Origin of the sequence: Streptomyces sp. CY-1, assembly GCF_047218265.1 — a bacterium.
Taxonomy (GTDB): domain Bacteria; phylum Actinomycetota; class Actinomycetes; order Streptomycetales; family Streptomycetaceae; genus Streptomyces; species Streptomyces niphimycinicus.
Map to the genome: position 1 here is coordinate 8,853,462 of NZ_CP178393.1, position 21,258 is coordinate 8,874,719.

Below are 21,258 nucleotides of genomic sequence, written 5' to 3' on the forward strand. Positions count from 1 at the left end.
GCCAATGCTCCGATCGGCCATGGGGTGACGGAGGGCTGGGGGAGTGTCCGCTGGGGTCAGGGGGTGGCGCTGCCGTTCGGTTACGTCTGCTTGATCATGTCCGCGCACTTCTCGCCGATCATCATCGTCGTGATGCACGGATTGACGGCGATGAGATACGGCATCGCCGAGCCGTCCGCGACCCGCAGCCCCGTCACGCCCTTGACCCTCAGCCGCGCATCGAGCGGGGCGTCCGCGTCGTCGGGCGCGCCCATCCGCACCGTGCACGCCGGGTGGTAGACGGTGTTGTGGGTTTCGCGGATGTAGGCGGCAAGCTCGTCCTCGCCGTGCGCATCGGGCCCGGGGGTCAGCTCGGCGCCCGCCCACAGGGCCAGCGCGGGCCGGGCGGCGATCTTGCGGGCGAGCAGCAGACCGCGGGTCATGATGCCGATGTCGTAGGGGTCGGTGAAGTAGCGGGGGTCCACGCGCGCCTTGTCGCGGAAGTCGCGGGTGGCCAGCCGTACGGTGCCCCGGGAGCGGGCCCGGGTGACGTTCGGGGTGAGGCAGAAGGCGTTCTCCGAGGTGGGGTAGCCACGGCGGTAGGTGTTCATATCGAAGGGCATCGCGCCGTAGTGGAACATCAGGTCCGGGCGGTCCAGGTCAGGCTCGGTGGCGGCGAAGATGCCGATCTCCCACCACTGGGTGGAGGTGTTGATCATGGGTTGCTCGGCGTTCCACATGATGACGCCCTCGGGGTGGTCCTGGAGGTTGCCACCGACCCCGGGGGAGTCCACGAGCACCTCCACCCCCGTCTCCCGCAGATGTCCGGCCGGGCCGATACCGGAGAGCATCAGCAGCTTCGGGGTGTCGATGGCGCCGCAGGAGACGATGACCTCGCGGCGGGCGTGCACCCGCAGGGTGTGGATCAGATCGGGGGAGAGGTACTCGACGCCGGTGCAGCGCACGTTCTCGTCGAGGACCAGCCGTTTGGCCTGCAACCCGGTGCGGACCTCCAGATTGGGCCGGGAGTCCATGACGGGGTGGAGGTAGGCGACCGAGGCGGAGCAGCGGGTGCCGTCCTCGCGGGCGTTGATCTGGAACCAGTTGGCGCCGCGCGTCACCGTCGTCCCGGTGTTGAACGGGGTGATCGGGATTCCCACCTCCTCGCAGGCCGCCAGCACCGCCCGGCCGCACGGGTCCTCGGGCGGTACGGTGCGGATCCGGACCGGGCCGCCGCGGCCGTGGTGGTCGCCGGGCGCGTCGTTGTCCTCCAGGCGCCGGTAGAGCGGGAAGCAGTCGGCGGCCGACCAGCCGTCCAGGCCCATGGCGGCCCATTCGTCGAGGTCCTCGGCGGGGGCCCAGAAGGCGATGCAGGAGTTGTGCGAGGAGCAGCCGCCGAGCACCTTGGCGCGGGCGTGGCGCAGAAAGCTGTTGCCCTTCTCCTGCGGTTCGACCGGGTAGTCCCAGTCGTAGCCGGAGCCCAGCAGCCCCATCCAGCGGTTCAGCCGCAGGATGTTGTCGTCCCCGACGTCGGACGGGCCCGCCTCCAGCAGGCAGACGTGCACCGAGGGGTCCTCGGACAGCCGCGCCGCGACGACCGATCCGGCCGTACCGCCGCCCACCACCACGTAGTCGAACTGGTCCACGGGCCTCTCCTCCTCACGTCCTCACGTCGTCACGGGGTGGTGGCGGCCGCGTGTTCGGCGAGCACACCCGTACGGGTCCGCTGGACGAACCAGTAGTAGGTGAAGCCGCCCAGTGCGACCACGCCGACGAACAGGACCGCCCCCCAGCGCAGATACCAGTGCTGTGGTCCGGTGGCGTTGTACACCTGGGCCCGGGGCCAGGCGAGGTTGACGGTCATCGCGGTGCCCCACAGCACGGCCAGCACATTGACCGGCAGCCCCAGTTTCCCCAGCGAGAAGCGGCCCTCGGCCGGGCGCCATCGGCCCCTCAGCCGCCGTACCAGCATGGGCAGGGTGACCATCAGATACGCGAAATAGATCATGATGATCGCGATGCTGGTGACCACGGAGAAGATCTGCGGCTGGTTGATGTTGAGCACCAGGATCGCGATGGCCACCAGCCCGATCAGAACCGCAGGCAGCAGCGGGGTCTGGAACCGCGGATGGACCCGGGCCAGCCGGGAGCCGCCGGGCAGATTGTTGTCCCGGGCCATGGCGAACATCAGCCGGATGGCGGCGGTGTGCACGGCCAGCGCGCATACGGTGATCGCGATGACCACGCACCACAGCACCAGCAGCCCCACACCGTGGCCGAGCGTGGAGAGCACCACGAACTGAAGGCCGTTCACCGCCAGCCGCTTGTCGTGGAGGTCGGGCACCGCCATGAGCGCGAAGAGCAGAATGAGCCCGCCGAGGGCGAACGACGCCACCAGCGCCCGCAGAATGGCCCGCGGCGCGTTACGGCCCGGGTCCACGGACTCCTCGCCCAGCGAGGACGCCGTGTCGAAGCCGTACATCACATACGCCGAGGCCAGCGAGGCGGTGAGGAACGCGCCCAGATAGCCCAGCGATTGACCCTGGCCATGGTCGAAGGTGTCCACCACCACGGACGGGCCGCGGGCGACGTTCGCGGCCAGCAGCAGGATCAGCACCACCGTGGCGATCAGCTCGATGGCCACGCCCGCGGAGTTGATCCTGGCCATCAGCTTCACCCCGAAGCCGTTGACCATCATGGTGAACAGGATCAGCACACTGCCGAGCAGCACCGCGTTGGCCGCGCGCTCGGTCCCCGTCGAGCCGTCGCCGATGAACTGGAACAACGAGGAGATCTGCGGCAGCGTCACCTGGTACGCGAGCGCCACGGCCGCCAGCGACACCATCGAGGCCGTCATCATCATCCAGCCGCCCAGCCAGCCCACATGCGGACCGCCCAGCAGCTTGGACCAGTTGTAGACCGAACCGGCCACCGGATAGCGGCCGGCCAGCTCGGCGAAGCTCAGCGCCACCATCAACTGCCCGCAGAACACCATCGGCCACGACCACCAGTACGCCGGGCCGCCGTGCGCGACACCGAAGTAGAAGAGCTGGAAGGTGCCGGTCAGGATGGAGATGTAGCTGATCCCGGCGGCGAAGGTGTGGAAGTTGCCCAGGGTGCGCTTGAGTTCCGGGCGGTAGCCGAGTTCGGCGAGCGAGTCGTCGTCATGCGAACCGTCCTCCGGCCGGGGCTTCGGCGGTGGTTCGGCGGACTCGCTCGCCGTCATTCGAACCACCGCTGCGGACGGGGCGCGGTGTTGCGCCAGATGTGCTTGAGCTCCTGGTACTCATGCAGCCCCGACGGGCCCAGCTCACGGCCGATACCCGACTGCTTCATCCCGCCCCACTCGGCCTGCGGGACATACGGATGGAAGTCGTTGATCCATACGGTCCCGGCCCGCAGCCGGGACGCCACCCGCTGCGCCTTCTCCGCGTCCTGCGTCCACACCCCGCCCGCCAGGCCGTACACCGTGTCGTTGCCGAGCGCGATGGCCTCGTCCTCGTCCCGGAAGCGCTCCACGGTGAGCACCGGGCCGAAGGACTCCTCCTGCACCACGGACATGTCCGGGGTGCAGTCGTCCAGGACGGTCGGCAGGAAGTAGTAGCCCTTCGCCAGTTCCGGATCGTCGGGCGGGGTACCGCCGCAGCGCAGCACCGCCCCCTCGTCGATCCCCGCCGCCACATAGTCGACGATCTTCTGGCGGTGCCCGGCGGAGATCAGCGGCCCGGTGCGGGCGTTCTCGTCGAACGGCCCGCCCAGCCGGATGTTCCGGGCGCGATGCACGATCTCGTCGACGAACGCGTCATGCAACTGCTCCTGGACCAGCAGCCGGGCGCCGGCCGAGCAGACCTGTCCGGAGTGCAGGAACACCGCCGTGAGCGCGTAGTCGACCGCGGTGTCGAAATCGCAGTCGGTGAAGACGATATTGGGGTTCTTGCCGCCCAGCTCCAGGGCCAGCTTCTTCACCGTGGGCGCGACGGCCGACATGATCCAGCGCCCGGTGGCCACCCCGCCGGTGAACGACACCATGTCCCCCCGTTCGTCCGTGACCAGCGGCGCGCCCGCGGTGGCCCCCGAACCCAGGATCAGATTGCCGGCGCCACCGGGCAGCCCGGCCTCCGTCAGCAGCCGCATCAGATGGATCGCGGTGTGCGGGGTCAGCTCGCTGGGCTTGAGGACGAAGGTGTTCCCGGCGGCCAGCGCGGGCGCCACCTTCCAGGCCGTCTGGAGCAGCGGGTAGTTCCACGGCGTGATCAGCGCACAGACCCCGACCGGTTCGTGCACCACTCTGCTGTCGATCTCCGCGCTGCCCACCTCCATCACCCGGCCGGCCCCGGCGGAGGAGGCGAGATTGCCGAAGTAGCGGAAGCAGTTCGCGATGTCGTCGAGGTCGTACTCGCTCTCGACCATCCGCTTCCCGGTGTCCAGAGACTCGGCGCGGGCGAGCGTCGGCTTCTCGCGCTCCAGCAGATCGGCCACCCGCAGCAGCAGCCCGCCCCGGTCGGCCGCCGGGGTGCCGGGCCACGATCCGCGGTCGAACGCGTCCCGGGCGGCCGCCACCGCGGCGGCGGCGTCGCCCGGCCCCGCCTCGTCGACCACGGCGACCAGCGAGCCGTCCGCCGGACAGCGGATCTCGCGGCTGTGTCCGTCGAGGGCGGTCGTCCAGTGGCCGCCGATGAACAGCTCCGGCATGGGCTCCTCCGGGCTCGGACGACAGGGCCGGTCCCAAGGCGGATCCGTCGACGCACCCGGCCGGCCCACACACTGAGCGTAAGCGGCACGGGTCACGCTCGCACGGCGTGGGGGAGGCGGGGGTGCGGCGGGTGCGGCGGGGCGCGAGCGGGTGCGGCGGGGGGTGAGCGGGTGCGAAGGGGACGCGAGCGGGCGCCCCGGCGGCCTTGGTGGCCTCGGTGGCTCTGGCGGCCCCGGTGGCTCTGGCGGCCCGGGTGGTCCCGGTGGCTCTGGCGGCCCTGGTGGTCCGGTGGGCCGGTGGCCCGGTGGGCCCGGTGGCCCGGTGGCCCGGTGGCCTTGGCGGTCCTGGCGATCCCGGCGATCCCGGCGAGCCCGGTCGGGTCGCGCCCAGGGTTGCCGCCGTACCTCGGACGCCGCGTGCTCCGTGCTGGGCTCGGCCGGGTCGCGCCCGGGGGTCGCCACTCGGCTGCGGGTCGCCGGGGCCGTGTGCATCGCGGCCCGGATCGCGGCACGCGCGGGCGGGACGCGAGCGACCGCGGCCGGGCCCGAGCGACCGCGGCCGGGCACGAGGGGCCGGGGTGGCGGGTGCTCCGGGAAACCATTTCCCGGCGATACGTGTGACCGGAGGTGTGAGCGGCACAATCCCTGGCATGGTCAACGCGTCCGAAGCCCACCGCGGCCCCGAAGTCCACCATGGCCCCGAGCCCCACCGTGGTCTCGAAGCCCAGGTGGGCTCCGAAGTCCACCATGGCCCCGAATTCCACGGCGCCCTCGTCGACGAGCTGCTCGCCGTCCTCGATCCGCTGCCCTTCCCCAGCCGGATGCGGGAGCTGGCCGGGCGGGCGAGGGCGGCCAGTGTCGAGGGGCGGCTGGGGGCGCTGATCGAGGAGCTGGAGCGGCGGGGGACGTACGAGCGGCGGCTGGCGGCCGTGGCCGCGGCCGCCGGTGGGCGGACCGCCCATCTCGCGGCGCGGCTCGCGGATCCGGACCCCGTGGTGCGGCACCGCGCCCTCGAGACCGCCCGCCGCGGCGGCCCCGCCGCCGTCGCGGACGGCGCCCTGGAGGCGGCCTTCGACGACGCGCCCGCCACCGTACGGCGCGAACTGGTGCGCACCGTCGTGGCCGGGCGGCGCACCGCGCTCGCGGACCGGCTGATCGAGCCGTACCGGGATCGCTGGGGCGACGGCGAGGCCGCCCGCCTGCTCCCCGGATGCGGGCCGGAGACCGTGGCGCGGCTGCTGCCCGGGCTGTTCCACGCCGTCCGCGCCTGGCGGCCCCTCGTCTCCCGTCATCCGGTGGCCGTCCTGGACGAGGCGGCGCGCCAACTCACCGCGCTGCCCGCACCGCTGCGCACCGACTGGTGGACCCGTTACGCGCCCTGTGTCGCGCTCGCCGCGCCCGCCGAGCCCCAGCGGGTGCTGGAGCTGCTGGAGGACCACTGCCAGGGCCCACTGCCCGCCTCCGTACGGGCCCGGCTGTCCGCGCTGGTGGCGGCCGAGCCCGGCGGCACGCTACGGCTGCTGCTCGCCCCCGAGCACAGCGGCACCCGGCGCCGGCTGGACCGGGCCGTGCTGCGCCGGATCGTCCGCGCCGACCCGCCCGAGCTGGCCGAACTGGGCCGCGCCCTGCGGCACGACGCCGACGCGGACGCGCTAGCCCGGCTGCTGGCCGCGCTGCCGCCCGCCCGCCGCGCCGCGTTCTACGACGCGGCCACCGATGGACGCGACCCTGCCCACGCCGTCATCGAACCCGCCGTACTCGAAGTCCTGCCGCGCCCCCGCCGCCAGGCCGAGGCCCGCCGGATGGCCGCCCGGGCGCGCGAGCGCGGCGCGCCCTGGACCACCGTGCTGGAGTCGGTGGCTCATCTGCCGGTAGAGGAGGCGCGCGAGGAGCTGCTGGCCGCCGTGCGCCGCTCCTCGGCCGAGGACCGCGCCCTGGCCTATCCGCTGCTGATCCGGTGCGTCGCCCGCTCCGGTGACCCGGACGCCCTCACCGACCTGCTGGAGCTGCTGGAGCGGCTGCGCACCGAACAGGACCCGGTGCGCTCCGCGGCGCTCGGCGCGCTCGCCCGCACCCACCCCGCGTTGTTCACCGACGACGCCGCCGAGCATCTGGACCGCATCGCGGCCGAGGCGATCTCCGCCCGCGATTCCTCCTCCGCCACCCGGCAGGCGCTGCGCCACCTCGCCGTGGCGCTGCTGCGCGAACACGCCGTCACCGGGCGGCGGCAGTTGCTGGGCTGGGCGCTGCGCACCCTCACCCGGCTCGCGGGCAGCGTCGGCGCCGCCGACCTGGGCCGCCTCGACCACCAGTTGCGGCGCGGCCAGGAGCAGGCGGTGTTCGAGGCGCTGCGGCCCTGGCTGGAGGCGGGCGCCGAACGGGTCGACCACGAGCTGACGTTCGCCCTCGCCCGCTCCCTCGGGCGGCGCGCCCACACCCTGCCCGAGCTCCAGGAACTCCTGTGGCAGGCCATCTCGTTCGGCAGCGATACGACGGTCCGCACCGCCATCGGGCTGTGGCTGGAACCGCCGGCGGAGCGGGACGCCCGCGTGGCCGAGCTGCTGACGCATGAGCCCTCGGCGGCCGTGCTGCCGCCCGTCCTGGCCGTGCTGACCCGCCGTCGCACCGATCTGCTCGACCTCGTCCTCGACGACACCCCGCCGTACGGGCGCTTTTTGACCCCCGGCACCCACTGGACCCCGCCCACCGGCCGGAACACCGGCCGCTGGCTGCCCCGCCAACAGGCCGCCGCCGCCCGCCTCCTGGACCGCGCCGCCGCCGACACCTCCCTGCGGCCGCGGCAGCGGGCGGCGGCCGTCACCGACGCCGCGCCGATCCCCGGCACCGGCGCGGCCACCGTCCGGACCTGGGTCGATGCCCCGGACGTGGTCCCGGCCGACGCCTCGGATGTGGTCCTGGCCGAGGCCGCCCTCGCCGCCCTCGCCCGGACCGACCGCCCCGGGGACGCTCTGCCCGCCCTGCTGGCCCACGCGGGCGGCGACCGGGCCCGGGTGGCGGTGTACGCGGCCACCAGAGCGGCCCGGTACGCCGAGCCATCACGGCTGGGGCGGCTGGTGCGCGGGGTGCTCGCACCGGACGGGGTCGCCACGGCCGTACCGCCCGTCCCCGCGAAGGTCACCAGCCGTAAGGAGGCCGTCCGGCTCGCCGCCACCCTGCTCCCGGTGACCGACGCCGCCGCGCTGCTCGCCGACGCCTTCGAACTGTCCGGCCAGCACCCCGATGTGCAGGCCGCCTGCGTCGCCTTCGCCACCCGGCCGCTCGACGCCGAACGCTCCTGGGAGCTGCTGACCGCCGCCGCGAGCGGACGGCGCGAACTGCGCCACGCCGTGCTGCGCACCCGCCCCCTGGACCTCCCCGAGGCGCACCGCGGCCGCTACGCCCAGCTCATACGCGTCGTCTGCGACACCGACGACCCCGAGGTGGCGGCGGCCGGATACGGGGCGCTGGCCGGGTGGTCACCGTGGGCGCCGGACGCGGCGGCCGTGCTGGTCGAGGCCGTCACCGACCTGGGCAACCGGGCGAGCTGGCGGCCCGCCGCCGACGCCCTGCTGGACCTGATGGCCGCGGCCCCCGACGGGTCGCCCGGCGACAACCCACTGGCCTGGGCGCTCGCCGCCCTCGTCACCGCCGACGCCCGGCCCGGCGGCCCCGACGCCGAACCGGACCGCGACCGCCCCGCCCGCCGCCGCATCCAGCACCTCGCCGACCGGCTCGCCACCCGGGCCCGGATGCGGCCCCGCGTGACCCGGCGCACCGCGCGGGCCGCGGGTGAACTCCTCGCCGGATACGAGACGTTCATCCCGGAGGCCGCCCATGTGCTGGTGAACGCCCTCGACCTGGACGCCCGCCCCGGCCCGCTGTCCGCCGGGCTCGCCCGCCTCGCCCGGCTGCACACCACCCGCCCCGCGCTCGCCGTCCACACCGCCGACGCCCTGCGCCGACGGCTGAACACCGCGCTGCGGCCGGGCTCCGACGCCGGTCTGCTGCGTGCCGCGGGCCAACTCGACGAGGACGGAGGCCACGCCTCCGGGCTGTTCGCCGCGACCCTCACCGAGGTGGGCGGGGCACGTACGGAATGGGCGGAGCCCTGGCGGGAGCGGCTGCGCTCGCTGCGCGGACACCCGCACGCGGATGTGCGGGACGCGGCGCTGCGGCTGACGACGACGGTGGAGTGAGGCGGGTGTCGCCGGTGGCGTGAGGCGGGTGTCGCCGCCGGGTGCTCACTTGCTCACTTGCTCACTTGCTCAGTGGCTCATTCGCTCAGTGGCTCACTCGCTCGTGTGCCAGGAGCCGTCGGTGTAGTCGTAGGCGTACTGCGGGCGTCCCTTGATGCTGCTGGTGCGGAACGGCGAGCCCTGGTCGTCGATCCGCAGCGTCCCCGAGCGGCCACCGCTCGCCCAGTCCAGCTCCAGGTACCAGCTACAGTCGCAGCCCGCCGTACGGGCGTTGACCAGCAGCACCTCCGGGTCGGAGGCCGAGACGCGGTAGGGGAAGCGGACGGCGGGGATCGGCTTGCCCGCGTCGTTGCCCTCGGTGGGGTGGGCCAGCGGACGGGCGGCGTCCAGATTCACCGAGAAGGCGCGCGGGGTGAGGGAGCCCCCGCAGCCGTTGTCCATGGCGAACGACGACCACGCGAGCGGGGTGCGGCGGCCCACGACCCGTACATGCAGGGCCTGGAGGACGACCGCCGACGAGGCCCGGCCCTGCACCGTGACCTCGACATTGGTGGTCCCGCCGTGCACCGCGCCATGGGCGGCGGCCCAGGTCGGGGCGTCCTGCTCGGTGGGCGGCGGGGCGACCTCGGACGGGGACCGGTCGATGAGATAGCGGTGGCCGCAGCCGTTCTCCCAGACATGGGAACGGGTGGAGAGGGTGAGCGGGACCTGGGTGGAGCCGCCGCCGTCCGAGCCCTTGGAGGCGCCGGGCGCGGGAGAGCCGGAGGCGCCCCCATTGGCCCTCTGCTCCTTGCCGCGCTCGCCCTTACGGTCCTTGTCGTCGCCGTGCGGTGCGCCGGACGCGTCGTCGCCGTCCGTCTTCTGACGGTCCAGATGCCCGCGGGCGCTCGGCCCGGAGCGAGGCGTGGACGAGGGGGCGGCGGAGGGCGGTGAGGCCGCCGCGTCCTTACGGCCGTCCTCGCCGGGCGGCCGTACCTCGACCGCGGTGACGGCGAGCACGACGACGGCGGCGGCCCCGGCGAGTAACGCCCATGGCCGCCGCGCCCGTGACACGACGGCGCTGCCGCCGTCGCTCCCGGGCACGGCCCGCAACCGCCGCCGCGCGGTGGGCGTGGACGGGGCGTTGCCGGTGGGCGTGGACTGGGTGTTACCGGTGGGCGTGGACCGGGCGTCGCCCGTAGGCGCGCCGGGCGGTGGCGCGTGTCCGGCCGACGCGGACAGGGGCTTGCCGTCGCCGGTCCGTTCGGTGGCGTGCCCGGGCTGCTGCCCGGTGCCGCCCTGGTGCGCGCCACCTTGGCCGAGGACCGCCCGATCCGGCCCGGTGGCCCCTTCGGGGCGACCCGGTGAGAGGTCGGGCTCGCTGGCGGCCGTGGTGCGGCCGTTCGGGGTGCCGGTCGTGGAGGCGGCTTCGGCGGGTGTGGATGGACGGGCAGTGGTGATCTGCGCGAGGTTTGCGGCCCCGGCTTCGGCGGCCTTCGTGCGGTGTTCGGACCCGACTTCGGTGGTCCCACCCGGAGGAGGGGCCGTCACCGAGTCCGGGCCCGACGTGGCAGCGAGCCCCGGACGGCGGTCGGCGGCCGGGTGGGCGTCGGGCGAGGCGGCGCTTTCGGAGGTGGCCGACGTCGCCGACAAGTCCTCGGCGCCTTCTCGTCTGTCGGCTGCTCGCCGTGACTTACCGTCAGCGGACCGCGGGTCCGCCTCCCGCGCTGCGCCGTCCACGGCCGGGCGGCCGACCGCGCTCTCGCGATCGGCCTCCAGCCCGGTGCCGTCTGCGGATCGCGTGTCCGCCTCCCACGCGGCGCCGTCAGCAGGCCGCGCGTCCGTCTCCCGCGCTGCGGCGCCGCCCGTCGCCGGGCGGTCGGCCCCGCCCCCGCGCGGGGCCGACGCCGTGCCGCCGCCCGCCGCGCGGCCGGTCGCGCTCTCGCGGTCGGCCTCGCGTGCGCGGCGTCTGGAGGCATCCGCGAGGATCCAGCGGCGGTGAAGGGCGAGCAGTTCCTCCGGGGTGGCGCCGCACAGCCGGGCGAAGCGCTCCACGGAGGCGTACTCCGCCGGGACCGCGTCGCCGTTGCAGTAGCGGTGCAGCGTGGACGTGCTGACGTGCAGTCGTGTGGCCAGCGAGCCGTAACTGCGGCCCGATCGCTCCTTCAGCGCCCGCAGTCTCTCGGCGAAATCCTCAACCTCTTTGGCGTTCCCCACGCCCACCACCCCCCATTTCGTCCCCGGCACCGCGACTTCGTCCCGTGGGCGTTCCACGGGCGCGTTCCAGGGTGCTGTCATACCCCCAAGTCAGCGTACGTGCAGGCGTTCCAGCGTCCCGTATGCCCCGCCGGTCGTAGCGGCCACGGCCAGGTGGCGCACACGCTTGTCCTGCCGCCGCGACCTCCCGGTGCGGCGGCGGACCTGCACAGATGCTGAGATCGTGAAGAGACGGGGAAACACCTCATGCGCAAGCCCACGCACTCATTCCGCTTCCGCGGTGCCGCGCCAGGCGTCGTGGCCGCGGCCGCCGTCGTGGCCGTGGCCGGGACCGGGCCGGCCCAGGCCCACGCACCATCGGCCCGGGCGGAGGCGCAGGCGGCCGTGCTCCAGGGCACCCCCGGCCACCTCGTGCCGAGGGAGCTGCCGCCGCATCGGAGTTCGGACTGGTACGCCGGTGATGTCACTCGGGGCCTGCCCGAGACCGCTCCGTTCTGCGTGGAGAAGACCCTGCCGTCGGCCGGGGCGACGCATCGCACGTTCTGGACCGAGTACGACACGAGCGCCACGCAGATCGTGGTCAGGACCGGCACGGTGGAGGCGGCCCGCAAGCTCGCCGCCGCGGCCGAGAAGAAGATCCAGAACTGCGCCGCGGACTGGGTGCGTGACTATCCGGAGGGCACCGCCTCCGGGCGGGACTACGGCGCGCTGACCGCCGAGGACGGCGCCCATGTCTACGGCGTCCACACCTCGTACCCGGACTCGGAGCCGGGCATCCACCTCTTCGGCGTGGGACGCGACGGCCGGACCGTCACGGTCGTGTCGTGGGGCGAGATGGGCGGCTACGACCAGGCCCCGGTGGCCGACTTCAAGCGCACCACCACGACCGCGGTGGTGAAGCTGTACCACCCCTGAGCAGGCCCTGACGGCGCCCTGACGGGGGCGGTGCGGGGGCCGAGGGCAGACGGGCCCACGAGGGTGACGGCCCCGAGGGCCGGACGGGGGCGATGCGGCCTGAGGGGCCGACGGGGCGAACGGGGGGCCATGCGGTCTACGGCCAACGAGGGTTACACGCCCAAGGAGGCCGACGGGGGCATAGCCAGACGGGGGCTTATGGGGGACGTGGCCCGAGGGGGCTGACGGGGGATGAGACGGCCTGAGGGGCCGACGGGCCGACGGGGGTGACAGGCCCGAGGGGCCAACGGGGGAATGGGGCCGGTGGCGGCTACGCGTACACACGGGGGTACGCGTGGCCGCCATCTCCGCGTGTCCGGGGCCAGCCGGGGCCCTCCGGGGGCGAAGGACCCCGGGACGGCCGGGCTCAGGGCCTGCTGTGCCCCGTACGGCGAAGGGCCCCGAACCGGCCGGGACCCGGGGCCGGGCTGCCGTATCCCGTACGGAGGCGACGGACCCCGGGACGGTCCGGACCCGGGGCCGGGCCCGCCCTATCCCGTACGGAGGCGACGGGCCCCCGGGGCGGCCGCGCCCCGGGGAGGATGACCTGTCCGGCGCCGCCGGGACCTCGGGGCGGAGGGTCGATCATGGGGGCGCGTGGCCGATATGGTCGAGGTACGCCGCCCCACCGGACGCCCGACCGTCGGAGGTTCCCATGCCGAACGGCTCGCTCTCCCTCGCCGCCTCCCTCTACCTGCTCTCCTACGACCCCGAGACCGGCATGCCCACCGGCGCTCACACCGCCCTCCTGGTCCGCGCCGCCGCCCTGACCGAACTCGTTCAGCGGGGCATGCTCACCGACACCGACGGCAGCCCCTGCCCGGTGGCCGACGCCGCCACCGGAGACCGGGCGCTCGACGGGCTGCTGGAGCTGATCGGCGAATCCCGGCCGCGAAGCTGGCAGATCTGGGTGGGACATCAGCCGCGGCTGACCGAACACGCGGTCCGCGACCAGATGGTGGCGGCCGGTTATGTGCGGGCGAAGGGGAGGCGGGTGCTGGGGCTGTTCCCGGCAAAGGAGTACACGCTGGAACGGCCCGATCAGGTGGCCGGGATGCGGGATGACGCGGTGCGTGTACTGCACGGCGAGCAGCCGGCGGCCGAAGTGTCCGAACGGGACGCGGCGCTTGTCACCCTGGCGGCGGCGGGCGAGCTGAGGGCCGTGGTGACGGCCACGGACGCCAAGGTCCGCAAGCACCGGATCCTCGAACTGGGGGAGCGCTGCGGGGGCATGGGGCCGGTGCTGGAGAAGGTGATCGCCCAGGTGCGGACGGCGCTCGCCGCCGCCGTCGCCACGGCCATGCTGGCGGCGACCACGACCGCGACCGCCACCTGACCTCTCACCGTAAGGGCGGGCTCAAGCGCCTGTACGGGCTCACGGGTGTCCGTAAGGTCGGTAAGGGCGGGCTCACAGGTATCCGTACGTACGGGCTCCAGGCGTCCGTACGGGCGGGCGGGCTCACGGATATCCGTTCCGGCTCAGGCGTCTCTCAGCAGTGACGCCAGGCCCTGGTCCAGGTCGAGCTCCCCGGCCTCACTGCCCTCGGGGACGATGGCGAACGAGCGGCCGAGGAATCTGCGGAGATCCGCGGTGTCGAACTGGACCATGGCCATGCCCTCGGGGGCGTGGAACTCCAGGACCGTCCGCCGCGGTCCGCACGGCCACATCTGCACATCCCCGCTGCCCGCCGGGCCGCGCAGCCCGGCCGAGAGCAGCTCCCGCCCGAACGTCCACTCCACCGCGGAGCCGTCGAGGGACGCGGAGGGCGGGAACGAGACGCGGACGGCGAACGGGTCGTCCCGCTCATAGCGCAGGCACGCCGGAATCGCGCGTGACTCGGGCGTCGACGCGATGAGCTGTGCCTGGACGGCTTGATCGATGACAGTGGTCACGTCGGCTCCCTTGCGATAGGTGCGGGGCGCGTCGCCCTTTCGTTGGTTAAGACGTTTGGGCGATCAGGGCAGTGCACCCGCTTTCGACGTGACGTGCGTCACGAGTGTTTTTTCGAGGGGACATAGGGCATTTAGGCTTGCCAAACCATGCAAGGTCTCGGGGCGCCGTGCGGAGCTGTTACAGAACGGCGGCATTGACGAGGCACCCACCCCAGGGGTTGTTCCACCATGACCGAAGGTCACGCACCGCTCGACGCGGCCGCCTACACCCGTATCTACCAAGCCGAATATTCGCGTCTGTGCGGATATGCCCGAACTCTTACCGGTAACCCCTGGGTTGCCGGGGACCTGGTGGCCGAGGCGCACTACAGCGTGTGGCGCCGGCTGCGTGCCGGGCATCGGCTCGGCGCCGACGCCGTCCCCGCCGAGCTGACGAGCGCCGTAAGGGAGCTGTCGGCCGGGGCGGGGGGCTGGGGCCCGGCACAGCAGGCGTCGTACCTCGAACCGCTCGTGGAGGTCCTCCATGAGCTGCCGCAGCGCTGGGTGAAGGTGCTCTGGCTCGCCGAGGTGGACGGGCTGCCGCCCCAGGACGTGGCGTGGCGCACCGGGGTGAGCCCGGACGGCGCGGCGGCCCTGGTGGAGCGGGTCCGGGGGAGCGTGCGCCAGGAGTTCCTGCGTGCCCAGCCCGGCTATCCGGCGAGCGCCGCGTGCGGTGAGCACTGGGAGCGGCTGCCCGGCCATGTGCAGGGCACGGACTCCCCGCATCAGGCCGAGCTGATCGCCGTGCACATCGACGGCTGCCGGGACTGCCGGGGCCGGATGGAGCAGCTCGTCGCGGCCGACGACCGGCTGCCCGCACTGACCGGCCCGGCGCTGCTGGCGCTGTACGACCGCGGCATGGCGCGCTTCCTGGCGCCCCTGGCGGCCGCCGCAGCGGTGGGCGCCGCAGCGGTGAGCGACGCAGGGGTGGCCGGAGTGGGCGCCCTGGCGGCCGGTGGTGCGCACGCGGCCCCCTCGAACGGCCCGCTGGTCTCCTCCCGCCGTTCCATGCACCATCTCGTCCGCGGGCAGGTACGCCAGGCGGGGCCGGTGGCGGTCGCGGCGGCCGCGGGCGGGGTGCTCCTGGTCGCGGGGGCGGCGGTCATGACGGGGCTCGCCCTGACGGACGGCGGCTCGGCGGAGGCCCAGCAACCGGCCGGGGTGTCAGCGCCTTCCATATCGGACACATCCGACTCTTCCGCTCCATCCGGCTCCTCGTCGGCCTCGGGTGCGTCCGCCACGTCCGGGGCCTCGCGGCACTCGGACGGGTCGCGGGCGGGTGCCCCGGGGGAGGCGTCCCGGAACCGGCCGTCCACGTCGAGTGTGCCCACGGGGCACTCCCCGGCGGATGTGCCGTCCAGTGCCGTCTCGCCCCTCGCGGAAGGCGCCGTCGTCCGCTTCCTCCGCTTCGCCCTCGTCCCGGCCGCCGTCGTCCGGCTCGCCCTCTTCATCCGCCTCCTCCTCCCCGTCGGGCAGCCCGTCGCACCGGCCGACCGACGAGCCGACCGGGAAGCCCACGGACGGCGGGACCAAGGACCCGGAGGGCACCCCGAGCGGACAGCCCACGGACGAGCCGACGCAGCGGCCCACGGCCAAGCCGACCGACCCCGGCTCCGGCGACTCCCGTGGCTGCGTCTCGCTCGTGGTCCGGCTCTGCGTCTCCCACTAGGGAGGGTCGCGGGTCGTCCTGAGCGCCTTACGGTTGGCACCGTCCGCCGCGCCCTATGGTCGGCGCCGTCCGCCGCCTTCCCGATCGTCCGTTCACGCGTCCATGGACGTCGATCCCGTGCATGGGCTAGCTTCCAGGCCCATGAGGGGCATGGGGATCGTGGGCATGATGAGACGTGCGGTGGCGGCCGGGCTCTGCGGGGCGGCGCTCGCCGCCGTGGTGGCCGTGCCCGCCCATGCGCGACCGGCGGGCGGCGAGGGCCGGTTGGGGCTGGGCTGGCAGCTCAAGGAGAGCGGCACCGACGCCCGGTTCCGTGGGCTGGCCGCGATCAGCCGTACGACGGCGTGGGTCGCGGGCACCAAGGGCACGGTGCTGCGGACGCGCGACGGCGGGCGCAGTTGGGCCAATGTCTCGCCGCCCGGTGCGGAGGGGCTGGAGTTCCGCGATGTGGAGGCGTTCGACGCGCGCCGGGCGGTGGTGCTGGCCATCGGCGAGGGCGAGGCGTCACGGGTCTTCCGCACGGAGGACGGCGGCGCCACCTGGAGCGAGAGCTTCCGGAACACCGATCCACGCGCCTTCTACGACTGCATGACGTTCTTCGACGCCCGCCATGGGATCGCGCTGAGCGACCCGGTGGACGGCCGGTACCGCATCCTGGCCACCGGCGACGGCGGCCGCAACTGGCGCGTCCTGCCGTCGGACGGGATGCCAGCGGCGCAGCCGGGCGAGGCGTCGTTCGCGGCGAGCGGGCAGTGCCTGGTCGCCGCCGGGAGCCGCGGCGCGTGGTTCGCCACGGGTGGCGCCGCCACCGCCCGGGTGTTCCACTCCACCGACCGGGGTCGCACCTGGACGGTGACCGATGCGCCGATCCCGGCGGGTGACCCCGCGCGCGGGGTCTTCGGGCTGGCCTTCCGCGGCGACCGTAAGGGCATCGCCGTCGGTGGCGACTACCGCCCCGGCGAGCCGTCCCCGCGGGCCGCGGCCGTCACGGGGGACGGCGGCGCCCACTGGACCCCGTCCGCCCAGCCGCCACCCGCGTACCGCTCGGGCGTCACCTGGCTCCCGTACAGCGCCCGCGCGGCCCTCGCGGTCGGCCCGACGGGCACCGACCTCACCCTCGACGCGGGCCGCACCTGGCGCCCCGTCGACCAGGGCTCCTACGACACGGTCGACTGCACTCCGGACCTCGCCTGCTGGGCGGCGGGCGAACAGGGCCGCATCGCCCGGATGGAGCCGACGAGCGGTCCGTAAGGACACTGCTGCCCCTTTCAGAGGTCCGTAAGGACCCCGCGGCCGTCCCGCGCGGTCCTTACGGCTGCTGTTGGCGGTGTTCGGCCAGGGCCGGGGCCGTGCGGGTGGCCAGGAACTCGGTGATCGTGTACTCGCCGATGCCCGCGACGATGAAGGGATCACTCGCCACCATCTCCTCGATCCTCGCCCGGTCGTCGCCGAGCGCCAGGATGACCCCGCCGTCGCGGGGATTCTTGGGGCCGGAGGCGAGGAAGGCGCCGTTCGCGAAGTGGTCGTCCACCCAGGCGAGGTGTTCCGGGCGGGCGGCCTCGACGCGGTCGGCCGAGGCGGTGTATGTGATCTCCAGTACGAACATGACGTGCAGGCTAGTAACGTGAGCCACACGATGACCAGCGCCGTCGATCCACGCTATGAGCTGCCCCGGGACTGGCCCTCGACCGAGGCCGAGGCCATCGCCGTCCAGGAGCGGACGCGGGCGTCCGTGGTCGTCGGCGGGGAGCTGCCCGAGCCGGGCACCGGCACCGGCGCGCTCGTCGGGGTGGACGTGGCGTACGACGACGAGCACGACCTCGTCGCGGCCGCCGCCGTCGCCCTGGACGCCCGTGACCTCGCCGTCGTCGCGGAGGCGACCGCGGTCGGCCGGGTCACCTTCCCGTACGTCCCCGGGCTGCTGGCGTTCCGTGAGATCCCGGCCGTCCTCGACGCGCTCGGCGACCTCGCCCTGCGGCTCGGCCGCCGCCCCGACCTGGTGGTGTGCGACGGCTACGGCCTCGCCCACCCCCGCCGGTTCGGGCTGGCCAGCCATCTCGGGGTGCTCACCGGGCTGCCCACCATCGGCGTCGCCAAGAACCCCTTCGGCTTCCGCCACGCCGACCCGGGGCCGCGCCGCGGCGACTGGTCGGCGCTGCTCGACGGGGACGAGGAGGTCGGCCGGGCGCTGCGCACCCGCGACGGTGTGAAGCCGCTCTTCGTCTCCGTCGGCCATCGGGCGACCGTCGCGGACGCCTGCGCGTACACCCTGCATCTGGCCCGCGACTTCCGGCAGCCCGAGACGACACGGCGCGCGGACGCGCTGTGCCGCCGGGCCCTGAAGGCCGCCACGCTCTGAACGCGGTGTGGTGAGTCCGACGTCCGAACGTGGCGGCGGTGCACGCGGTACTTCGAGCACGGCGCCGGGCGAACCCCTGTACCCCCCGGCGTCGCCTGCCCCCGGGGTGCCGGATGCCTCAGACCCGTCGCGTCTCGGCCAGGAAGCAGCCGAACTCGACCGCGCGCACATGCACCGCCGCCACCCGCGGGTCCGCGTACAGCTCGGCCAGCCCCTCCTCGATCGTCGGTTCGCCGTCGTTCAGCAGTCGGCCGCCGAGGATGTTGCCCTCGGCGGAGTACGCCCGCAGCACCCGCCGCTCGCCCGGGATGCCGTCCGCGATCCCGGGGCCGCTCCAGCCGTCGCACTCGTCGGGGTGGATGAAGACCGGGCCGACCTCGTCGTACGGGCCGGGCCTGGCCCCCGTCTCCTGCGCCCAGCGGCGCAGCGGGGCGTAGGAGACGAGCGCGATGGTCTCGTACGGCCGGCTCCGGCCCAGGCAGCAGCGCATCGGGCTGCCGCCCTCCTCGTCGTCCACCACCACGCGCGGCGGGTTTCCCGCGTCGTCCGTGATCCGCAACTGCTTCAGCACCTCGGGCGCGATGGCCCGCATCTCGTAGTTCTCGCTCATGCGTTCCAGACTGGCCGGTGGGCTCCTGGAGTGCTGGCGGGATTCGGACGGGGCGCTGAGGCGGGAATGTACTTGACAGGGCGGTGGCACTCCGTCAGATTCGGCCCCGAACATAGGACGTCCCACGTCCTAATTGCCCTGCTATCCAGAAGGCTGGGTGTCGATGAGTCTTCCGGCTCCCCTCACCGGTGTCGTTCCGCCCCTGTGCACCCCGCTCACGCCCGCGGGCGAGGTCGACACCTCTTCCCTCGCCGCGCTCGCCGAGCGGCTGATCGACGCGGGGGTGAGCGCGCTGTTCGCGCTCGGCTCCAGCGGCGAGGCCGCCTATCTGAACGACCGAAGCCGCGTCACGGCCCTTAAGGCGGTCATCGAGGCCGCAGGCGGCCGGGTGCCCGTCCTCGCGGGCGCGATCGACATGACGACCGCGCGGGTCCTCGATCACGCCCGTACGGCGGCGGAGTTGGGCGCGGACGCGATCGTGGCCACCGCGCCCTTCTACACCCGCACCCATCCCCTGGAGATCGCCGACCACTTCCGGCGGCTTCGCGACGGGATGGACGTGCCGCTGTTCGCATATGACATCCCGGTCTCCGTCCACTCCAAGCTGACGCCCTCGATCCTGCTTCCGCTGGCCGCCGACGCCACCCTGGCGGGGGTCAAGGACAGCAGCGGGGACGACGGGGCGCTGCGGCGGATGCTCGTCGAGGTCCGGCGCCGCGGCCTCAATGACTCCTTCACGGTGCTCACCGGCTCCGAACTGTCGGTGGACGGCGCCCTGCTGGCGGGGGCCCATGGCGTCGTCCCAGGGCTGGCCAATGTCGATCCGGCCGGGTTCGTCCGGCTGTACGAGCACGCGCGGGCGGGGCGCTGGGAGCAGGCGGCCGCCGAACAGGACCGGCTGGCGGCGCTCTTCGCCATCACCGACGCCGGGGACCCGGCGCTGATGGGCGGCAGTTCGGCGGGGCTGGGCGGCTTCAAGGCCGCGCTGCGGCTGCTGGGCGTGATCGAGTGCGCGGACACCGCCGCGCCCCAGGTGCCACTGGGCGAGGCGGCCGTCAAGACCGTACGTCAACTCCTCGAGGAGGCAGGGCTGTTGCCGTGACCGAAGCCACCACGGTGCCCTGGTACCGAGAGGTCTCGCGGGGCCAGTGGAAGTCCATGTTCGCCGCCTGGATCGGCTATCTGCTCGACGGTTTCGACTTCGTACTGATCACGCTCGTGCTGACCGAGATAGCCGACGAGTTCGACCTGAGCACGGCGTCGGCGGCGAGCCTGGTATCGGGCGCGTTCATCACCCGCTGGCTCGGCGGGGCGGTACTGGGCGCGCTGGGTGACCGCTACGGCCGTAAGGCCGCCATGATCGTCAGCATTCTGCTCTACTCGCTCGGCACCTTCGCCTGCGGGTTCGCCTGGAACCACATCAGCATGTTCACGGCCCGCCTAGTGATTGGCATGGGCATGGCTGGCGAGTACAGCGCGAGCGCCACCTATGTCCTGGAGAGCTGGCCCGCGCGGCTGCGCAACCGCGCCTCCGGCTTCCTCATCTCGGGCTACTCGGGCGGCACCATCATCGCCTCCGAGCTCTACAAGTGGGTGGTGCCCCACTGGGGCTGGCGCTGGATGTTCTGGATCGGCGTGCTGCCGGTGCTGGTCGCGCTGTGGGTGCGGCGCGCGCTTCCGGAGGCCGGGGACTGGCACGAGGAGGTGGCGACGGCGCAGGCGCGGCCCAACCCCTTCCGGCCGCTGTTCGCCGGACGCTCCCGCGCGAGCGTCAACACGGCGCTGACCGTGGCCGCGAGCGTCGCGCTCTTCCTGGTCTTCACCCCGATGGGCGCGGGCTGGCGCCGGCCGCTGTCGCTCCTGGCGGCGGGATGCCTGATCGCCTTCGCGGCCCAGCTCGGCGGACGGCGCCGCTGGCCGCTGTATGTGGCCCTGACCTGCACCGTCTTCTGCGCGTTCCTCTACAGTTGGCCGATCCAGGCGCTGCTGCCCACCTATCTGAAGGAACAGCTCGGGTACACCCCGTCCGAGGTCACCGATGTGATGTTCTACGCCGGGTTCGGGACGATGGCCGGCTGCTGGCTGGCGGGGTTCGCGGGCGACTGGCTCGGCACCCGGCGTGCCTACGTCTACACCCTGATCGCCTCGCTGGCCTTCGTCTTCCCGGTGTTCGCGGTGCAGGACACCCTGGTCGGACTCGGCGTGCTGCTGTTCTTCCTGCTCGCGCTGAGCCAGGGGATCTCCGGCATCCTGCCGAAGTACATCGCGGGTCACTTCCCGACTCAGACGCGGGCTGCCTCGCTCGGCTTCGTCTACAACACCGGGGCGCTCGGCGGCGCGGTGGCGCCGGTGCTCGGCGCCCATCTCGCCGAGGGCATGTCCCTCGGGCGGGCGCTGGCGGTGCTCACCTTCGGACTGACGCTGGTGGTGATCGTGCTGGTCGGCTCCGATCTGCCGCGCCGACTGGGCCGGCTCACCGATCCGTCGGGCGACGAGGACCATCTGGTGCCCGAACAGCCGCTGTCGACGACCCGGCCCGATGTGGAGAAGACCTGACCCGGAAGGCCGGTCGGCGCCACACCCGGCCCGCCGTACCGCCGCAGGGGCCAAACCCGCTTGCCGGGCAAGGGGCTTGGTTATCCACAGGCTCATGGGAGGGCTTGTGGAATGC

Annotated in this window: 16 protein-coding genes; 8 read left to right on the forward strand and 8 right to left on the reverse strand. The window is 73.6% G+C overall.

Translation table 11 applies throughout. From position 1 onward, the window contains the following. Window positions 1-80: 80 nt before the first annotated feature. The 3 genes from ACK1X7_RS38040 to ACK1X7_RS38050 are packed head-to-tail and all read right to left on the reverse strand — an operon-like array spanning window position 81 to window position 4,671. Window positions 81-1,625 carry a GMC family oxidoreductase gene (locus ACK1X7_RS38040; protein WP_413116339.1) on the reverse strand — a complete coding sequence of 515 codons (1,545 nt, stop codon included), beginning with the start codon at window positions 1,623-1,625 and terminating at the stop codon, window positions 81-83. A 29-nt stretch (window positions 1,626-1,654) separates the two neighbouring features. Continuing rightward, a complete protein-coding gene (locus ACK1X7_RS38045; protein ID WP_385140529.1) occupies window positions 1,655-3,205 on the reverse strand; it encodes an APC family permease in 1,551 nt (516 codons plus the stop codon). Continuing rightward, window positions 3,202-4,671 (reverse strand): aldehyde dehydrogenase family protein, encoded by a 1,470-nt coding sequence (locus tag ACK1X7_RS38050; protein WP_413116340.1) that lies wholly within the window; start codon window positions 4,669-4,671, stop codon window positions 3,202-3,204. Before ACK1X7_RS38050 ends, ACK1X7_RS38045 begins: the two co-directional genes overlap by 4 nt. A 650-nt stretch (window positions 4,672-5,321) precedes the next feature. On the opposite strand from ACK1X7_RS38050, the gene ACK1X7_RS38055 reads away from it, so the two are divergent. Then, window positions 5,322-8,867, forward strand: coding sequence for a hypothetical protein (locus ACK1X7_RS38055; RefSeq protein ID WP_413116341.1), 3,546 nt, complete (start codon window positions 5,322-5,324; stop codon window positions 8,865-8,867). Window positions 8,868-8,960: 93 nt separating this feature from the next. On the opposite strand, the gene ACK1X7_RS38060 is transcribed toward ACK1X7_RS38055, so the two are convergent. Further along, window positions 8,961-11,063: a transcriptional regulator gene (locus tag ACK1X7_RS38060; protein WP_413116342.1), complete on the reverse strand. Its 2,103-nt coding sequence runs from the start codon at window positions 11,061-11,063 to the stop codon at window positions 8,961-8,963. Between the two features lie 246 nt (window positions 11,064-11,309). On the opposite strand from ACK1X7_RS38060, the gene ACK1X7_RS38065 reads away from it, so the two are divergent. Continuing rightward, a complete protein-coding gene (locus ACK1X7_RS38065) occupies window positions 11,310-11,978 on the forward strand; it encodes a hypothetical protein (protein ID WP_390794472.1) in 669 nt (222 codons plus the stop codon). 694 nt (window positions 11,979-12,672) lie between these two features. Beyond that, window positions 12,673-13,353 carry a GOLPH3/VPS74 family protein gene (locus ACK1X7_RS38070; protein WP_385140515.1) on the forward strand — a complete coding sequence of 227 codons (681 nt, stop codon included), beginning with the start codon at window positions 12,673-12,675 and terminating at the stop codon, window positions 13,351-13,353. Window positions 13,354-13,496: 143 nt separating this feature from the next. Here the strand turns inward: ACK1X7_RS38070 and ACK1X7_RS38075 are convergent, their stop codons facing one another. Further along, entirely contained in the window at window positions 13,497-13,910 is a 414-nt protein-coding gene (locus ACK1X7_RS38075; protein ID WP_093465876.1) for an SsgA family sporulation/cell division regulator, read from the reverse strand. Window positions 13,911-14,674: 764 nt separating this feature from the next. Further along, complete coding sequence (locus tag ACK1X7_RS38080) at window positions 14,675-15,280, reverse strand: hypothetical protein (protein WP_413116343.1); 606 nt, start codon at window positions 15,278-15,280, stop codon at window positions 14,675-14,677. A gap of 29 nt (window positions 15,281-15,309) precedes the next feature. Between ACK1X7_RS38080 and ACK1X7_RS38085 the strand changes: the two genes are divergently transcribed. Next, entirely contained in the window at window positions 15,310-15,618 is a 309-nt protein-coding gene (locus ACK1X7_RS38085; protein WP_413116344.1) for a hypothetical protein, read from the forward strand. Between the two features lie 165 nt (window positions 15,619-15,783). Beyond that, complete coding sequence (locus ACK1X7_RS38090) at window positions 15,784-16,869, forward strand: WD40/YVTN/BNR-like repeat-containing protein (RefSeq protein ID WP_385140508.1); 1,086 nt, start codon at window positions 15,784-15,786, stop codon at window positions 16,867-16,869. A gap of 58 nt (window positions 16,870-16,927) precedes the next feature. On the opposite strand, the gene ACK1X7_RS38095 is transcribed toward ACK1X7_RS38090, so the two are convergent. After that, the gene (locus ACK1X7_RS38095; RefSeq protein WP_385140505.1) at window positions 16,928-17,224 is read right to left on the reverse strand and encodes a YciI family protein; all 297 of its coding nucleotides are present in this window, start codon (window positions 17,222-17,224) and stop codon (window positions 16,928-16,930) included. Window positions 17,225-17,254: 30 nt separating this feature from the next. Between ACK1X7_RS38095 and ACK1X7_RS38100 the strand changes: the two genes are divergently transcribed. Then, complete coding sequence (locus ACK1X7_RS38100) at window positions 17,255-17,977, forward strand: endonuclease V (protein ID WP_385140612.1); 723 nt, start codon at window positions 17,255-17,257, stop codon at window positions 17,975-17,977. 118 nt (window positions 17,978-18,095) lie between these two features. Here ACK1X7_RS38100 and ACK1X7_RS38105 read toward each other — a convergent pair whose 3' ends face one another. Further along, a complete protein-coding gene (locus tag ACK1X7_RS38105; RefSeq protein ID WP_385140502.1) occupies window positions 18,096-18,587 on the reverse strand; it encodes a DUF1203 domain-containing protein in 492 nt (163 codons plus the stop codon). A 163-nt stretch (window positions 18,588-18,750) separates the two neighbouring features. On the opposite strand from ACK1X7_RS38105, the gene ACK1X7_RS38110 reads away from it, so the two are divergent. Both ACK1X7_RS38110 and ACK1X7_RS38115 read left to right on the forward strand, forming a co-directional pair. Beyond that, window positions 18,751-19,689, forward strand: coding sequence for a dihydrodipicolinate synthase family protein (locus ACK1X7_RS38110; RefSeq protein ID WP_413116345.1), 939 nt, complete (start codon window positions 18,751-18,753; stop codon window positions 19,687-19,689). Next, window positions 19,686-21,143: a sialate:H+ symport family MFS transporter gene (locus tag ACK1X7_RS38115; protein ID WP_413116346.1), complete on the forward strand. Its 1,458-nt coding sequence runs from the start codon at window positions 19,686-19,688 to the stop codon at window positions 21,141-21,143. The genes ACK1X7_RS38110 and ACK1X7_RS38115 overlap by 4 nt, the downstream gene beginning before the upstream one ends. Window positions 21,144-21,258 lie beyond the last annotated feature (115 nt).

Bases quoted from the DNA above. Each gene is read 5' to 3' on its own strand.
- ACK1X7_RS38045 (WP_385140529.1), bottom strand. From the start codon at position 3,205: ATGACGGCGAGCGAGTCCGCCGAACCACCGCCGAAGCCCCGGCCGGAG.
- ACK1X7_RS38050 (WP_413116340.1), bottom strand. From the start codon at position 4,671: ATGCCGGAGCTGTTCATCGGCGGCCACTGGACGACCGCCCTCGACGGA.
- ACK1X7_RS38055 (WP_413116341.1), top strand. From the start codon at position 5,322: ATGGTCAACGCGTCCGAAGCCCACCGCGGCCCCGAAGTCCACCATGGC.
- ACK1X7_RS38065 (WP_390794472.1), top strand. From the start codon at position 11,310: ATGCGCAAGCCCACGCACTCATTCCGCTTCCGCGGTGCCGCGCCAGGC.
- ACK1X7_RS38070 (WP_385140515.1), top strand. From the start codon at position 12,673: ATGCCGAACGGCTCGCTCTCCCTCGCCGCCTCCCTCTACCTGCTCTCC.
- ACK1X7_RS38090 (WP_385140508.1), top strand. From the start codon at position 15,784: ATGATGAGACGTGCGGTGGCGGCCGGGCTCTGCGGGGCGGCGCTCGCC.
- ACK1X7_RS38095 (WP_385140505.1), bottom strand. From the start codon at position 17,224: ATGTTCGTACTGGAGATCACATACACCGCCTCGGCCGACCGCGTCGAG.
- ACK1X7_RS38100 (WP_385140612.1), top strand. From the start codon at position 17,255: ATGACCAGCGCCGTCGATCCACGCTATGAGCTGCCCCGGGACTGGCCC.
- ACK1X7_RS38105 (WP_385140502.1), bottom strand. From the start codon at position 18,587: ATGAGCGAGAACTACGAGATGCGGGCCATCGCGCCCGAGGTGCTGAAG.
- ACK1X7_RS38110 (WP_413116345.1), top strand. From the start codon at position 18,751: ATGAGTCTTCCGGCTCCCCTCACCGGTGTCGTTCCGCCCCTGTGCACC.